Below are 16,042 nucleotides of genomic sequence, written 5' to 3' on the forward strand. Positions count from 1 at the left end.
TCATCTCAGGTGAGGCGTTCGGCGTGCCATCGCAGATGGTCGTCCATGAAGGTGGAAATGAAGAAATAGGAGTGGTCGTAGCCCTCGCGCATGTTGAGTGTCAGCGCGATTCCGGTGTCCTTCGCAGCCTCCTCGAACAGCCATGGCCGCAGCCCTTCATCGAGGAAGCTGTCTGCCGTGCCCTGGTCGATCAGGAAGTGAGGGAACCGCGCACCGTCTTCCACCAGCGCGCAGGCATCATAGGTGCGCCAGGCGGCTTGGTCCGTGCCGAGATATTTCTCGAGCGCCGGTTTCGACCAGCCTGCCGTCGACGGCTGGACGATCGGCGCAAAGGCCGAGCAGCTTTTGAACCGATCGGGATGTTTCAGCGCGATCGTCATGGCGCCGTGGCCGCCCATCGAGTGGCCGAATATGCCCTGCCGACTCATGTCGGCCGGGAACTTCTTTTCGATCAGCGCGGGCAGTTCCCGCGTGACGTAGGAGTACATCTGGTAGTTTCGGGCAAACGTTTCCTGCGTGGCATCGACGTAGAACCCCGCGCCCTTGCCGAACTGCCAGTTGTCCTTTTCATCGGGCACCTCCTCACCGCGCGGGCTGGTATCCGGGCAGACGACGATCAGACCCAGCTCTGCGGCGAGCCTGCGATACTCGCCTTTGTCCATCACGTTCTGGTGCGTGCAGGTCAGTCCGGAGAGATACCACAGGACGGGGCAGGGGCCGTCCTTTGCCTGCGGCGGCACGAACACGGCGAAGGTCATCTCGCAGTTGCAGGTTTCGGAAGCGTGGGAATAAACGCCCTGGACGCCGTCGTGGGAAAGGGAAGTCGATACGGTTTTCATGGGCTCCGGTTAGCTCATCCCGGCGGCCAAGTCGATGCCGCCGATCACCCGCCTAGCGCAACGGCGGCGTTTACTGCGGCCGCCACTAGAATGGTGTTGAAGAAGAATGATCCGATTGCGTGCACCAAGTTCATGCGCCGCATCGCCGACGTAGTGATGGCCACGTCCGAGGTCTGCGCCGTCATGCCGATGACGAAAGAGAAATAGACGAATTCGATTCCGCCCGGGCTCTTCGCCCCGGGAAAGCTGAGCCCCTTGCCACTTTCCCAGTAGACATGGGCGTAGTGGATCGCAGCCATCATATGGATCGTCATCCACCCAAGCGGTACCGCGCAGAACGCCAGCACCAATACCCATCCGCCGGGGGCGTTCTGGGCGTTGAGCATGATGAAGAGCGCGACCAAGGCGGCAGCCACTGCACCAAAGGTTATGAGAAAGATTGCCCACATAGGCAGGTCGTTGCCGGCGGGATCGCTGCGCAGAATACCGGCGGGCAGTTTCGACACTCGCGACAGGGTGAGAGCCAGATAACTGATGAAAAAAGCGTTGGAAGCGATGATCCAGACTGTCAGGTGCGGAACGGCTACTGCGGACACGCAGGAGGCGGCCGCGGCTATCACTGCAAGGTAAAATGGCCGGTGCCGCTTGCGCATCATCAGGGCGCTGTCGCTTTGACCGCCCGTCTGACGGTCTGGTCGAGCGCGGAGAGGAATGCCGAGCGGTCTTTCTGCGAGAAACCGGGATTGAAGCCTCTGATCTCGCCGGTCTCGCGCAGGTGCTGCTTGAGATCGCGCATCGCCACCGCTATGCCGATCGATTCGGGCGTGAACGGTCGTCCGGTGGGCCCAAGGACATGGACCCCGTTGGCCACGAGCCGAGCGGCAAGCAGCACGTCCGCTGTGATCGCGATGTCGTTTTGCGTCGCGTTCTCAACGATCCAGTCGTCGGCCGCGTCCGCACCCTTGGATACGACGACACTGCGTATCATCGGGTCGCGGGAAGGGCGAAGGCCGCCATTGGAAACGAAGGTCAGTATCAGCCCGTGGCGTTCGGCCACTCTCGTCGCCTCGTCCTTGACTGGGCAGGCGTCTGCATCGACGTAGATGTGGGGCGCCGCGATCATTGCACCGTCCGCAGGAATGCCAGCAACGCCGCGTCGTATCGGGCCGGGTCTTCCTTCCATGACAGGATGTGGTCGGCTCTGGTGCGTAGATACTCGCTCGGCGCGCTTCGCTTTTCCATCAGTTCGTCGGAAAGTTCGACGGGCACGATCCGGTCGCCGGCTCCGTGCGAAACGAAGATTGGGCCGTCGAAGGCGGCAAAGTCGCCGGTGGTGACCGCTTCGCGCAAGTCGAAAGGCTGGCGCTTTGCCGCAATCCACATGCCGCCTGTTGCAAGCAGGTCGGGCAGGGGCGCTCCCTCGCGCTTCATCGCCGACACGAGTATCGCCCGATAGTCGATGGCGGCGGCGTCAAGCACGACCGCCTTCACGCTGGCGGCATGTTCGGACCGCCGCAGAAACTGCCCGACGATGCCGCCACCCATGGATTCGCCAAGCAGAACCAGTGCGTCGGCGCCATTGTCGAGCGCGTATTGCGCAGCCGCCTCGAGGTCGCGCCATTCCGTCAGGCCGAAGGCGTAGCGTCCGTCCGGCGATGCGGGCGTGCCCTCGTCGTTGCGGTACGAGATGAGCATCGTCGCCATGCCCGCCTCATGAAACGCCGGGAGGAAGCGGTAGCCGTTCTCGCGCCGTCCGCCGATGCCATGCACCACGATACCCCATGTGCCGTCGAGTGTACCGCCCTGCGCCGGCACCAGCCACGCCGGCGCTGCACCAAGTTCCGTCTCCAGTGCGATCTCCTCGAACGGATAGCCATAAGCCTCCATGGGATTGCCGCGATAGCCGATGTCGGCCGCAGTTTCAGGTGTCGGCCAGCCGCTGTTTTGTGCGGTCGGTGCGCCCACGGTCAGGATGCGGTCTAGCGTGGTATAGGTCTGCCAGCTTCCATAGACGAAAAACACGGCGAACCCTGCAACCAGCGACGTTACTGCCCAAACCGCTACCCGCTTCAACATGCGACCCATTGAACCCCTGTCTGCCAAATCGGGCCACAGGATAGCGCGGCGGCGGGGAAGGTTCCATCCGTCCGGAAAGATGGCGCCGCCTTTGATGCCGAAGCGTTATGGGAGGTGGCAGCGCACCAGCCGTGCGGTGCCGTCCATGCCGGCCTGTCCTATCTCGATCGTGTTTTCGTCGGGCATGTCGAGTATGATCTGCCGGTCTTCCATCTCGCCTTCGGCGATGCATGAGGCAGCCAGCGTGGCCGTTCGATCGGTCATCGACGCCTCGGCGAAGTTGCAGACATTCTCGTGGCGGCGCATCGTGGTGGGTGTAATCACCGCCATCATCTCCACGGCTTCAACATCGATTCGCCCGCAGGACGATGTATCGCCGGCCCATACGCCAACATAGTCTGGCCCGACGCCGGCAGGTCCGGCCTGCGCCGCGGCGCGCGTGTCGGCCCTCAGGCGGTCGAGCGGAGGCAGTTCCGCCTGCGGATCGCCGGTTTCCGGCTCGATATCGGCGGTGGATTCGTCGATCCGCTGCTGCAGCAGTGCGACGCCCGTCTCGAAATCGCGCAGGGCCTGCCTTGTTATCTGGTCCAGCGATGCACCGATCTCGCGAGCGAGTTCGCCGGCGCGCTCGAGCGCCGGGCCCGAGTCCTCAAGCAGGCGCTCCGCCCGCTCCCGGGCGTCCCGGGTCAGTTCCTCCGCCCCTTGCAGGATTGCGTCGGCACCTTGACCGATACGGCGCATGGCGTCTTCCGAGCGGTCGTCTTCGCCGGGCACGGCGTTTGGCGCTTCCACTGCAGCGGGCGGCTCCTGCGACTGCACGACCGTTTCCTGCTCTTCCCCGCAAGCGGCAAGCGTGAGCAGGGAGATACCCGCCAGAAGAAGCAGGCCCTCGTTTCGGGTTTTCATGATCGCGACCTCGCCTTGGTGGAAACGCCCTTCAGCCCCGAAAATGCGCCGAGGCTGCGAGGGTTCCGTGACCGCGTCAGTAGACGACGACGGCGCGGATGGATTCGCCTGCGTGCATCAGGTCGAAACCCTTGTTGATCTCGTCCAGAGACAGGGTGTGCGTAATCATCGGGTCGATCTGGATTTTTCCGTCCATGTACCAGTCGACGATCTTCGGCACGTCGGTACGGCCGCGCGCTCCGCCGAAGGCCGTGCCCTTCCAGGTCCGCCCCGTGACGAGCTGGAATGGCCGCGTCGAGATTTCCTGGCCCGCGCCCGCGACGCCGATGATGATCGACTCGCCCCAGCCGCGGTGAGCGCATTCAAGGGCTTGGCGCATGACCTTTACGTTGCCGGTGCAATCGAAAGTGTAGTCTGCGCCACCGATATGGTCCGCGCCGCGCTTCGTCAGGTTGACGATATGCGAGACCACGTCGCCGTCGATCTCGGTGGGATTGACGAAATGGGTCATCCCGAAGCGCTCGCCCCACTCCTTCTTGGAGTTGTTGATATCGACGCCGATAATCATGTCGGCGCCAGCAAGCCGCAGGCCCTGGATGACGTTGAGGCCGATGCCGCCGAGGCCGAACACGGCCGCCGTAGCGCCGATCTCCACCTTGGCGGTGTTGATTACGGCCCCGATGCCGGTGGTGACCCCGCAGCCGATGTAGCAGATCTTGTCGAACGGTGCCTCAGGGTTGACCTTGGCTACCGCGATCTCCGGCAGGACCGTATGGTTGGCGAAGGTTGAGCAGCCCATGTAGTGAAAAATCTTGTCCTTGCCGATGGAAAACCGGCTGGTGCCGTCCGGCATCAGACCCTGGCCCTGCGTGGCGCGGATTGCGGTGCAAAGGTTGGTCTTGCGCGAAAGGCAGGACGGGCAGGAGCGGCATTCCGGCGTGTAGAGCGGGATGACGTGGTCGCCCTTCTTGACGCTGGTCACGCCGGGCCCGACATCGACCACGACGCCCGCACCCTCATGGCCGAGGATTGCGGGGAAGATGCCCTCCGGATCCGCTCCCGACAGGGTGAACTCGTCGGTGTGGCAGATGCCGGTCGCCTTGACCTCGATCAGCACCTCACCCTCGCGCGGCCCCTCAAGGTTCACTTCCATGATCTCGAGTGGCTTTCCAGCGGCAACGGCAACGGCGGCGCGGGTCTTCATGGCGATTCCTCAATGATGAATTTTTCGGGTACACGTTTTCAGGAATGAACCGGCGATTCAAGCCGGTGTACGACGAACGCGTGTTTGCGGGGCCCGAGCCATGCTGCACAACCTCCTTTTCGCAACCGTGCTGATCGGCACGACGGTGTTCGTCCACATGATCGGCCTGATGGCCGTCAGCAATGGAGCGAGCCGCCTTGCGGGCATGCTGCCCCTCGACCGCAGGCACACGCACATGCTGGCAATGGCGCTCGCGGCCCTTGGCATCTTTGGAGTTTTGGGTGCCCAGATCTGGATCTGGACCGCCGCCTATCTGGCCCTCGGCATCTTTCCGGATATCGAAAGCGCGCTCTATTTCTCTATCGCCACTTTCTGCACCTTGGGCTACGGCGATATCGTGCCGCCGGTCGGCTGGCGCGTGTTTTCGGCGCTTGAGGGCGTGAACGGCTTTCTGCTGATCGGCTGGTCGACCGCCTATCTCATAGCGCTCGGCATCCGCATCGGCCCGTTCGGCGCAGGGGAGCATTTTTGACCGGAATGCATGTTGGTAAGCTTGACCCGGCGGTGGACTCGGCCGGTTCCGTCACTGAAAATGGCGGGGATTCTGTCAAGGTATGATACGAGGAAGGTCGATGGCGATATCGGATGATCCGATACGGGCTGCCGCGCGCGGTGGGGCATCTGCGGCGAAGGCTGCTACCTTCGTGCATCTGCGTGTGCACTCGCAGTACTCGCTGCTGGAAGGCGCGCTGCCGCTGGGAAAGATCATCGGCCACGCCGTCAAGGACCGTGCACCGGCCATCGCCGTAACCGACACCAACAACCTCTTCGGCGCGCTCGAATTTGCGCAAAAGGCGTCCAAGGACGGCATCCAGCCCATTGTCGGTTGCCAGATGGACGTCGCATTCGGCGATGCCTCGGCAGACGCTTCGCGCCAGAATGGGGGCCGCAGGCAGGGGCCTGACGTGCAGCCGCTCGTGCTCATCGCGGCCAGCGAGGAGGGCTACGCCAATCTCGTGCGCCTTGTCTCGCGCGCCTATCTCGACGTGCCGGCCGGCGGGCCTGCGCATGTCGAGGCCGGATGGCTGGCGGAGCTTTCGAGCGGCGTCATCTGCCTGACCGGCGGTGAGCGGGGCCCCATCGGAACAGCACTCAGGACTGACCATCGCGCTCTTGCCGAGGCTCGACTGATCCAGCTGAAGCAGGCCTTCGGCGACCGGCTCTACGTCGAGTTGCAGCGCTTCAGGGGCTACGACAAGAGTATCGAAAACGCGGCGATAGACCTCGCCTACACGCACGACCTGCCGCTGGTCGCCACTAACGAGGCGTTCTTTCCAGCCGGCGACGATTACGAGGCGCATGACGCCTTGCTGGCGATCGCCGACGGCTCGGTCGTGGCGGTGGACGACCGCCGTCGGCTCACGCCCGACCACCACCTGAAATCGCAGGCTCAGATGATCGCGCTGTTCGCCGATCTGCCCGAGGCCGTTGCTTCCACGGTCGAGATCGCCAAGCGCTGCTCGTACTATCCGCAGACCCGCAACCCCATCCTGCCACGCTTCACCGGTGCCGACACGCAGAATCCCGATGAGGCGCTGGCCGCCGAGGCCGACGAGCTTGCAAGACAGGCCCGCGAGGGTCTTGAAGCGCGCCTCGCAGCACATGGCCCCACCACAGGGTATACCGAGCAGAACTACCGCGACAGGCTCGAATTCGAGATCGGCATCATCACGAAGATGGGGTTCCCCGGCTACTTCCTCATTGTTGCCGACTTCATCAAATGGGCCAAGGCGCACGACATACCCGTCGGTCCCGGCCGCGGTTCGGGCGCGGGCTCGCTGGTCGCTTACGCGCTGACCATCACCGACGTCGATCCGCTGCGCTTCTCGCTGCTGTTCGAGCGCTTCCTGAACCCCGACCGCGTGTCGATGCCGGACTTCGATATCGACTTCTGCCAGGACCGGCGCGAAGAGGTCATCCGCTATGTCCAGCAGAAGTACGGCCGCGACCAGGTCGGTCAGATCATCACCTTCGGGTCGCTGCAGGCGCGCGCCGTGCTGCGCGACGTGGGCCGCGTCTTGCAGATGCCTTACGGGCAGGTCGACCGGCTCTGCAAGATGGTGCCTGCAAACCCCGCCAATCCCGTGAAACTGAAAGACGCAGTGGAGGCCGAGCCGCGCTTTGCCGAGGAGGTGGAGAAGGAGCCGGTCGTCCAGAACCTGCTCGACATCGCCATGAAGCTTGAGGGGCTGTACCGCCACGCCTCCACGCACGCCGCCGGCATCGTCATCGGCGACAGGCCGCTGTCCGAACTGGTGCCGATGTACCGCGACCCGCGCTCCGACATGCCAGTCACCCAGTTCAACATGAAGTGGGTCGAGCAGGCGGGTCTGGTCAAGTTCGACTTCCTCGGCCTCAAGACGCTGACCGTGTTGGAAACGGCGGTAAAGCTGATCCGTCGCCGCGGCGTTGCTATCGACCTCGCAACCATCCCGCTGGACGATCCCGACACCTACGCGATGCTGTCGCGAGGTGAGGTGGTGGGGGTGTTCCAGGTGGAATCAGCCGGCATGCGCAAGGCGCTGATCGGCATGAAGCCCGACCGCATCGAGGACATCATTGCGCTGGTGGCGCTCTACCGGCCCGGCCCGATGGAGAACATCCCCACCTACAACGCGCGCAAGCACGGCGAGGAGGAGATCGCCTCGATCCACCCGATGATCGACCATCTCGTCAAGGAGACGCAGGGCGTCATCGTCTATCAGGAACAAGTGATGCAGATCGCGCAGGAACTCGCCGGCTATTCGCTCGGCGAGGCAGACCTTCTGCGCCGCGCCATGGGCAAGAAGATCCGCGCCGAGATGGACAAGCAGCGCGAGCGCTTCGTCACCGGCGCGATGGAGAAGGCGGTCTCCAAGCCGCAGGCGAACATGATCTTCGACCTGCTGGCCAAGTTCGCGGATTACGGCTTCAACAAGTCGCACGCGGCCGCCTACGCCATCGTCTCCTACCAGACCGCCTATCTGAAGGCGCACTATCCGGTCGAGTTCCTCGCGGCCTCCATGACGCTCGACATGAACAACACCGACAAGCTGGCGGACTTCAGTGCCGACGCGATGCGCCTGGGCATCGACGTCGTGCCGCCGTCCGTGAAGACGTCGCACAGGCCGTTCGAGGTGGGCGATAACCGCATCTTCTACTCGCTCGCCGCCATCAAGGGCGTGGGCGAAGCGGCCGTCGATCACATCGTGGAGAAGCGCAACGAGCGGCCGTTCGAGAGCCTTGAGGATTTCTGCTCGCGGGTAGACCCGCGCATCGTCGGCAAGCGCGTCTTTGAAAGCCTGATCGCGGCCGGCGCGTTCGACTGCTTCGGCTACGACCGAGCTTCGCTCATGGCGGGGCTGGAGCGCATGATGGGCATGGCCGCCCGCGCGCAGGAAAACGCCGCTTCCGGCCAGACCGACATTTTCGGCGCGGCCCTCGGCGCGCAGCCGGAGAAGCTGGTACTGCCGGCCTGCGACGCGTGGCTGCCGGCCGAACGTCTGCATCGCGAGTTCGCGGCGGTCGGTTTCTATCTCTCCGCCCACCCGCTCGACGAATACAAGGCCCTGCTGGAAAAGATGCGGGTGCAGAACTGGGCGGAATTCCAGGTCGCCGTGAAGCGCGGCGCGACTGCCGGCCGCCTTGCCGGCACCATCACCTCCAAGCAGGAGCGCAAGACCCGCACCGGCAACAAGATGGGCGTGGTGAACTTCTCCGACACGACCGGCCAGTTTGAGGCGGTGCTGTTTTCTGAGGCGCTGGCGCAGTTCCGCGACGTGCTGGAGCCCGGCCGCTCGGTCGTCATCACCGTCGCTGCGGAAGACCGGCCGGAAGGCGTGAACCTGCGCATCCAGACGGCACAGGCGCTGGAGGACGAGGCCGTCCGCCACCAGAAGGAAATGCGCATCTACCTGCGCGACCCGGCCCCCCTTGGCGGCATCGCCAGCCAGCTCTCCGTGCGCGGCGAGGGGCAGGTCAGCTTCATCGTCATCAAGCCGGAAGGGCAGGGCGAGATCGAGATATCGCTGCCCGACCGCTACCGCATCACCCCCCAGATCGCCTCGGCCATGAAAGCCGTGCACGGTGTGGTGGACGTGGAACTGGTTTAGGGGGCGACTTCGAGGCCAAAAGCGGACAACTGCCCTCTGTCGGCCAAATAACTAATTGGGACGTTCGACGCAGCACGCTGTAAACCAGATGCGCATCGCTGACGCTCTGGCGCTATAGGCCCTTATTGCTGCGCGAACTGGTTGCCAGTTTCTCGACCAGATCGGCAGCGATGGGCTTGCTCGCCGAGAACGTGACGCCCGTCTTGGTCGCCTTCAGTTTCAACGAGGCAATCTCGTCGGCATGGACGGCAATTGCGGCCGGATCGACATAGAGACCGCACTGTTTGCTGAACGCAGCATAGCCGGCGATGATCGTTTCTCGGATCTGAAATCCCGGCATGCCGTACTTGACGACTTCAATCGCATCCGGGAGTGCACGCGAAAGCTGCGCTCGAAGTTGACCAAGCACGGAGCGAAACTGCTCCGGTGCGGCGGCAATATAGGCGTCATGACTATCGATGGACATACTGCGAGTATGGCCTCAGCCTCATTCCCGCTCAAGGGCGGGCTAAAGCGCGCTCTCCGATCCCTCGCTCACCCGCGCAGCTTGTCCTTCTGCGTGATGAGGCGCGCCGAGTTCTGCCCGGAAAAATAGCTCCACAGCCAGCTGATCGACACCATGAGCCGCGAGCGCGCGCCGATGAGGAAATAGATGTGGGCCACGCCCCAGACCCACCACGCCAGCCGTCCCTTCATGCTGAACCGCCCGAAATCGATGATCGCCGCATTCTGTCCAACGGTGGCGAGGTCGCCCATATGGCTGTAGCGAAATGGAGGCTGCGCGGGCTTGCCCGCAAGCCGCGCCCGGATGGTGCGCGCGGCATACGTTCCCTGCTGCTTGGCCGCAGGCGCGATGCCCGGCACCTGCCTGCCGCCCGATTCCACGTGGGCCGTGTCGCCGAGCACGAAGATCGCGGGATCGCCCGGCAGGGTCAGGTTCTCGCTCACCTTGACGCGGCCTGCCTTGTCGGCCTCCGCATCAAGCCATTCGCGCGCGGGTGAAGCCTGCACGCCTGCGGCCCAGATGATTGTGCGCGCGGCGACAGGCTCGCCATCGAGGACGATGCCGTCGGCGGAGCAGTCCGTGACGGGCTTGCCGGTTCGGATCTCGACACCGCGTTTCCTCAGCGCGCTCGTGGCATAGCCGGCAAGGTCTTCCTTGAAGCTCGGCAGGATGCGTTTGCCTGCCTCAACCAACATGACGCGTGCGCGGTGGGTGTCGATGCGGCGAAATTCGCGCGGGAGGATGCGATGGGCCAACTCTGCGATGATGCCGGCAAGCTCTACGCCTGTGGGTCCCGCGCCGATCACGACGAAGGTCATCAGCGCCTCGCGCTCCGCCTCGTCGTCGATGATCTCGGCACGCTCGAAGGCCATAAGGATGCGCCGGCGGATGGTTGTTGCATCCTCCAGAGTTTTCAGACCCGGCGCATCGACCTCCCAGTGGTCATTGCCGAAATAGGCGTGGCGGGCGCCGGTTGCGATCACCAGCGTATCGAAAGGCACGCGGCCGGCATCCTTCAGGATGACCTCGCGCTTCTCGCGGTCCACACCCTCCACCGTCGCCAGCAGCGTAGTCACGTCCTTGCGCGAGCTGACCACCCGGCGGATCGGCCACGCGATGTCAGACGTGGCGAGCAGCGTGGTGGCCACCTGATAGAGCAGCGGCTGAAACAGGTGGTGGTTGCGCTGGTCGATCAGCGTGATGTCGCACCCCGCCGCCTTGAGGTCCCGCACCATCTGAAGGCCGGCAAAGCCCGCACCCACCACCACGACCCTGTGCTTCATGCGCGCGCCTCCGTGACGACTCGTTTCGCCTGTCTGCCCAAGCCGTTTAGCATCCATGGCGCGGGCATGGCACCCGAAGGGCGTATCGTACGCGGGTTAGTTGCATCGGGTATGCGGTTCATCCGTTTGGATAGGTTTGAGAGCGGCGAGGTGGCGGGCATGATTGCTGATCGGGATAGAAGCAACGGGCGGTCATGCAAGATGTTCATCAGGTTCAGCCCTTAATTGGTTTCGGGTTGGGGCGCCTTCACCATGTTCTTTCAAGACGTCAGCGGGAACGCATCGTCCGCGGGGCGGTAGATGCAGGGCTGACGCATCTCGACCTCGCGCCGGCCTATGGCGACGGGCTTTGCGAGGCGGAAACGGGACGTGTATTGCAGGGGCGGCGCATGCAGGTGTCGCTGGCCACCAAGTTCGGCATACCGGCCGGCGCTTTGGGCGGGCGCAACACGACCTTCTATTTCGCCAGCAAGTTCCTGCGCCGCACCTTTTCACCTTCCTATGGCGGCGAATACGGCCTACGCGACTTTTCGACGGAAACGGCGATCCGCAGCGTCGAGCAGTCGCTGCGGCGGCTGCGGACCGATTATCTCGACTGCCTGTTCTTTCATGAACCGCGCGGGCTTGCCGACCTGCCGGCCGTGCTCGAAACCGTCGAAGCGATGGAGAGGTTGAAGCGTGACGGCAAGGTGCTGCGCTTTGGCGTGTCCGCTTCAACCGACTATTTCCTCGCCTGCGGCGGCGGATCCATGGTGGGCGATATGGTCCAGTTCGAGGTTGCCGACACTTCGCCGGCGCTGGTTGATCAGGTCGCCAAGGGCAAGCGCACCTCCGCCTTCGGGCTCCTCCGGTTTCTCATCGGCCACGGCGAGGGCCCGCCGCGGGGCGGACGTTTCGACTACCGAAGGGTTCTCGAGTGGTTCTTCGGTCGCTATCCGGCAACGATGCCGATCCTTGCCAGCAACCGGCCCGAAGAGATCGCGCGACTGGGGCGTGCCGTGCGCGATCTGCCCGCCGGGCTGGCGATGGGTTCCGGCTGTCCGCACCAGGCCCCTACGATACCATTTCGTGCGAGACGGCTTCCTTCGCAACGAAACGGGCCAGACGCACCGCTAGCGCAATCGCGCTGAGGGTCGGATTTGCCTGCCCCGAGGTGGGGAATACGGCGCTGCCGGCGACGAAGAGGTTGGCGCTGCCGAAGACGCGGCAGTTGCGGTCCACCACGCCGAGCCGCGCGTTTTCGCCCATGCGCAGCGTTCCGATCTGGTGGACACCGTCCCCGGCCTGCTCAAGCACCTGCTCCAGCCGCTGCTGCGGCGCATCTCGCCACAAGAGTTCGCCTAGCCGGTTCTGCTCCAGCCAGCGGGCGAGCAGTTCATGCGTCCGCACGATCGATACCGCATCCGCCTCGCTGAACTGCAGGTCGAGGATCGCCTTGGGCATGCCGTAGGCGTCGCGTTCATGCGACAGCCGGATGCGCGACCACGGCTGCGGCAGGTGCTCGCCATGATAGTGCAGGACGTAGCGCCTTGCAGGATTGCGCAGATGCAGCCCCGGCAGGCGTTGCCGCGCCAGAAAGCGCCGATAGAGAAAGCGGGGCAGGGTGGTCGCAATAGCCGGCAGCCCCAATGCGATGTTGCGCAGGTGCGCGGCGTGGTTACCGCCATCGCCGATGTTGATGCGGCGCAGCGACTCGCTCACCAGCCTCCGGCCGAGCGGTGGGATCGACAGTGCCGTATAGGCCATCGACAGCACGGGGTCACGATGCGCCGCATCGCGCATTGGCGGCAATGTCGGCCAGAAAGCGATGTTGGTCAGGCCCTCCCGCGCCTGTAGCGCGTCGCTTGCCACTATGCGCCGCCGTGCATAGGCCCTGTCTTCTCCAAGGAAGAAGTCGAAGCTGCTGTCTAGTGCGGCATCCTTGAAGCGGATGTCCGCCAGCGTGCCCGACAGGTGCCCCATGTAGTAGCGGCCGAGCGGGCCAGCCTCTCCGCCAAAGCGCTCGGGCGCATTTGCCTGCGCCGCAAGCAGCAGCCTGGTCGTCTCCACCCCGCCGCAGGCGAGAACCACGGCGCGGCAGCGCAGCAGACCCCTGACGCCATCGCGCTGGCGCACCTCCAGCCCCAAGACGGTACCGTTCTGCGAGAAACGGATTTCGGTGACCGTGACACCGAGCACGGCGGTAATGCGATCCGAAGACGCGATCTCGTCTGCATAGGCCTTGAGGAAGCTAGGCGGGTCGGCAAACCGCATCAGCCGGTCGGTGCTGAAGGCCGTATCCGCAATCGGCGCATTCAGCCTGTTTGTGAAACCGTCCCCGCAGTGTGCATAGCGGCAGGCGGCCGGCAGATGCTCGGCGAACTCTGCGTAAGTAATTGGCCATGGGGCATCGCCGGTGACGGAACGTCTTTCGAAATCCACCGCATCGAGCGGCACGCACCCGGCTCCCCACAGGTTGGACGTCCCGCCGAAGCGCCGCTGCACAACTAGCGCCATGTCGGCATTGCGGCGCGGATCGACGCGTATCGCGTCCGAGAGTTGCTGAGTGGCCGGATCGACCTGCATCGTGCCCGATTCCAGCACGGTGACCGAATGGCCGAGCTTTGCCATTTCCATGGCGGCCACGAGCCCAACCGGCCCGGCGCCGACCACACAGACATGATGCGCGCGTGCGAATAGCGCCTCGTTACCTTCAATCAGCATGCCTGTTACGGTTCTGATGTTGCTCCCGACATCTTCGGTAGCCAAGCAGCGCGTTGCTTGCCAGCAGACCAAAAGGATAGTGAATGCGCGCGGCATAGTCGAAATGGGTATGCAGGGCGGGACAGTGTCCGGGCCGTGCACTTGCTTGACTAAATCCCGTTTGTGGGAAATATTCCCGAATATGGGAAACGACGTACTCAATGCATCTGAAATAGACCGGCTCATTGGACAGCGGCTCAAGGCGTTACGCGCCGAGCGGGCGTGGTCTCTTGATGAACTGGCGGCCGAAAGCGGGGTCAGCCGGGCAACTCTGTCGCGGCTGGAAAACGCAGAGGTGAGCCCCACGACCGCGGTGTTGGGAAAGCTGTGCGCCGCCTACGGCATGACGCTGTCGCGGCTGATGCGCATGGTGGAGGACACGTTCGCGCCAATGGTTCCTCGGCAAGAGCAACCGGTGTGGCGTGACGAGGAAAGCGGTTTTCTGCGGCGTTCGATTTCACCGCCTTCGAGCGCGCTGGCGGGCGAAGCGCTGGAATGCACGTTGGAGGCGGGTTGCAGCCTTGCCTACGACCGGCCGCCGCGGCCGGGCCTCGAACATCATCTCTGGCTGCTGGAAGGCAAACTCGAAGTCACCGTGCAAGGTCGCTCTCACCACATGCGACCCGGCGATAGCCTTCGCTACCAGCTTTTCGGCACCAGCGTTTTCACCACGCCGCCGGGTTGCGGCGCCCATTATGTTCTCTTCATGGTATGACACAGATGACGGAAATTTCCTCCATAGCTATCTCCGCCTTGTCGGCGCAGGAGGCCGAACAGCGGATCGGCGATCTCGCCGCACTGATCCATGCCTGCGTTCACGACGGCGCAAGCATCAGCTTCGTGCTGCCGTTTTCCCTAGGCCAGGCCGAAGCCTTCTGGCGTGACAAGGTGCTCCCCGGTCTGCTCGTCGGCGGCGCGGTACTGCTGGCCGCAGAAGATGAAGGCCGCATCGTGGGTACTGTGCAACTCGACCACGACACGCCGCCAAACCAACCCCACCGCGCCGAAGTGCGCAAGCTTCTGGTGCACCCCGAATTTCGCCGGCGCGGCATAGCTAGAGCGCTCATGACTGAGCTGGAGAGGCATGCGCGCGGTCTCGACCGCAGCCTGCTGACGCTCGATACCCGCACTGGTGACCGCGCCGAACCGCTATACAGCTCGCTCGGCTACGAGACGGTCGGCGTGATACCACGCTTTTGCCGCGATCCCTTCGATGCCGGCAAGCTGGACAGCACGACTATCATGTACAAGACTCTGTAGGCGCGGTGGCCAAGGCACGGCCGGCCGTTCCGGTTTTTGCCGCAATCTGTGCTAAAACGGCTCCGGGATTCGCGAGAAAGCGACATTCAGGAGAGGGTTTCCATGATGAAGAAGTTGATGATCGGCGCGGCTGCCGGCGTGTTTCTGGCTGGCTGCACCACCAACCCCTACACGGGCGAGCAGCAGGTTTCGCGTACTGCTGGCGGCGCGGCGCTTGGCGCGCTGGCAGGTGCTGGCCTCGGCATGCTGGCCGGCGGCGACGACCGCCGCAACGCGCTGATCGGCGCCGGCATCGGCGCGCTCGCCGGCGGCGCCGTTGGCTCCTACATGGACCAGCAGGAAGCTGAACTGCGCGGGTACCTGCAGGGCACCGGCGTCTCGGTGACGCGTAACGGCGATCAAATCGTACTCAACATGCCGTCCAACATCACCTTCGCTACCGATCAGGACCAGGTGATGCCGAACTTCCACAACACGCTGAACGCCGTGGCGCTGGTACTGAACAAGTACAACCGCACGCTGGTCGACATCAACGGCCACACGGACTCGACTGGCAGCCTGCAGCACAACCAGGCGCTTTCGCAGCGCCGTGCATCGTCTGTCGCCAACTATCTGGTGCAGCAGAACGTGGACGGCCGCCGCTTTGCCATCAACGGTTTCGGCCCGTCGCAGCCCGTTGCCACCAACGCGACGCCGGAAGGGCGCGCCCAGAATCGCCGCGTCGAAATCTATCTCTCGCCGATCACCTGAGCCGGAAGCATCGCGCTGGCGTGACTGCCGGCCCGACGCATAGGGTGGATCATATCAGGGGCGCCGCCGCTTTGCCGGTGGCGCCTTCTTTGTCCGGGCATGGTGCGTAACGAATCGACTGGGCGGGCGGGTTGCGAAATCACGTACTCGTGCGGGCTGCGACAATGCGCGCCCTAGAACGTTTCGGATAGGACAAAAATAGAACAAATCAAAATTATCAAGTAATAACAATACCGTAGGTGCTATTGCCAAAAGGGAACAAAAAAGGTACAAAAAACTCAGGGACACCGGACTGACCGGCTTCGCTGACGACCAAGGGGTAAGGT

15 protein-coding genes are annotated in these 16,042 nt (G+C 63.8%); 6 read left to right on the forward strand and 9 right to left on the reverse strand.

The window, feature by feature from the left end; genetic code table 11:
* Positions 1–5 precede the first annotated feature (5 nt).
* From fghA to FY036_RS16645, 6 genes are all read right to left on the reverse strand, one after another.
* Positions 6–839 (reverse strand): S-formylglutathione hydrolase, encoded by an 834-nt coding sequence (gene fghA, locus FY036_RS16620; RefSeq protein ID WP_148915852.1) that lies wholly within the window; start codon positions 837–839, stop codon positions 6–8.
* Between the two features lie 44 nt (positions 840–883).
* Positions 884–1,492: a DUF1345 domain-containing protein gene (locus tag FY036_RS16625; RefSeq protein WP_407941190.1), complete on the reverse strand. Its 609-nt coding sequence runs from the start codon at positions 1,490–1,492 to the stop codon at positions 884–886.
* A 2-nt stretch (positions 1,493–1,494) separates the two neighbouring features.
* On the reverse strand, positions 1,495–1,959 hold the full coding sequence (locus tag FY036_RS16630; protein ID WP_201744794.1) for a YaiI/YqxD family protein: 465 nt from the start codon (positions 1,957–1,959) through the stop codon (positions 1,495–1,497).
* A complete protein-coding gene (locus FY036_RS16635; protein ID WP_148915855.1) occupies positions 1,959–2,915 on the reverse strand; it encodes an alpha/beta hydrolase in 957 nt (318 codons plus the stop codon). The genes FY036_RS16630 and FY036_RS16635 overlap by 1 nt, the downstream gene beginning before the upstream one ends.
* Positions 2,916–3,020: 105 nt before the next feature.
* Positions 3,021–3,821: a hypothetical protein gene (locus FY036_RS16640; RefSeq protein ID WP_148915856.1), complete on the reverse strand. Its 801-nt coding sequence runs from the start codon at positions 3,819–3,821 to the stop codon at positions 3,021–3,023.
* 76 nt (positions 3,822–3,897) lie between these two features.
* The gene (locus FY036_RS16645) at positions 3,898–5,025 is read right to left on the reverse strand and encodes an S-(hydroxymethyl)glutathione dehydrogenase/class III alcohol dehydrogenase (protein ID WP_148915857.1); all 1,128 of its coding nucleotides are present in this window, start codon (positions 5,023–5,025) and stop codon (positions 3,898–3,900) included.
* A gap of 100 nt (positions 5,026–5,125) precedes the next feature.
* On the opposite strand from FY036_RS16645, the gene FY036_RS16650 reads away from it, so the two are divergent.
* Together FY036_RS16650 and dnaE are read left to right on the forward strand one after the other, a co-directional pair.
* Complete coding sequence (locus FY036_RS16650) at positions 5,126–5,557, forward strand: potassium channel family protein (protein WP_148915858.1); 432 nt, start codon at positions 5,126–5,128, stop codon at positions 5,555–5,557.
* Positions 5,558–5,657: 100 nt separating this feature from the next.
* Positions 5,658–9,176, forward strand: coding sequence for a DNA polymerase III subunit alpha (dnaE, locus tag FY036_RS16655; RefSeq protein ID WP_148915859.1), 3,519 nt, complete (start codon positions 5,658–5,660; stop codon positions 9,174–9,176).
* 112 nt (positions 9,177–9,288) lie between these two features.
* On the opposite strand, the gene FY036_RS16660 is transcribed toward dnaE, so the two are convergent.
* Entirely contained in the window at positions 9,289–9,642 is a 354-nt protein-coding gene (locus FY036_RS16660; RefSeq protein WP_148915860.1) for an iron chaperone, read from the reverse strand.
* A 68-nt stretch (positions 9,643–9,710) separates the two neighbouring features.
* The gene (locus FY036_RS16665; RefSeq protein ID WP_148915861.1) at positions 9,711–10,964 is read right to left on the reverse strand and encodes an NAD(P)/FAD-dependent oxidoreductase; all 1,254 of its coding nucleotides are present in this window, start codon (positions 10,962–10,964) and stop codon (positions 9,711–9,713) included.
* A 236-nt stretch (positions 10,965–11,200) separates the two neighbouring features.
* Here FY036_RS16665 and FY036_RS16670 point away from each other — a divergent pair, with 236 nt between their 5' ends.
* Positions 11,201–12,094 carry an aldo/keto reductase gene (locus tag FY036_RS16670; protein ID WP_210247467.1) on the forward strand — a complete coding sequence of 298 codons (894 nt, stop codon included), beginning with the start codon at positions 11,201–11,203 and terminating at the stop codon, positions 12,092–12,094.
* On the opposite strand, the gene FY036_RS16675 is transcribed toward FY036_RS16670, so the two are convergent.
* On the reverse strand, positions 12,018–13,667 hold the full coding sequence (locus tag FY036_RS16675) for a GMC oxidoreductase (RefSeq protein WP_161601155.1): 1,650 nt from the start codon (positions 13,665–13,667) through the stop codon (positions 12,018–12,020). The two genes, FY036_RS16670 and FY036_RS16675, sit on opposite strands and share 77 nt — an antisense overlap.
* A gap of 181 nt (positions 13,668–13,848) precedes the next feature.
* On the opposite strand from FY036_RS16675, the gene FY036_RS16680 reads away from it, so the two are divergent.
* From FY036_RS16680 to FY036_RS16690, 3 genes are all read left to right on the forward strand, one after another.
* A complete protein-coding gene (locus tag FY036_RS16680) occupies positions 13,849–14,421 on the forward strand; it encodes a helix-turn-helix domain-containing protein (protein WP_148915864.1) in 573 nt (190 codons plus the stop codon).
* A gap of 5 nt (positions 14,422–14,426) precedes the next feature.
* Positions 14,427–14,966, forward strand: coding sequence for a GNAT family N-acetyltransferase (locus FY036_RS16685; RefSeq protein WP_148915865.1), 540 nt, complete (start codon positions 14,427–14,429; stop codon positions 14,964–14,966).
* A gap of 102 nt (positions 14,967–15,068) precedes the next feature.
* The gene (locus FY036_RS16690) at positions 15,069–15,716 is read left to right on the forward strand and encodes an OmpA family protein (RefSeq protein WP_148915866.1); all 648 of its coding nucleotides are present in this window, start codon (positions 15,069–15,071) and stop codon (positions 15,714–15,716) included.
* The last annotated feature ends 326 nt before the right edge of the window (positions 15,717–16,042 follow it).

The organism is Neoaquamicrobium microcysteis (assembly GCF_008180155.1).
GTDB lineage: Bacteria > Pseudomonadota > Alphaproteobacteria > Rhizobiales > Rhizobiaceae > Aerobium > Aerobium microcysteis.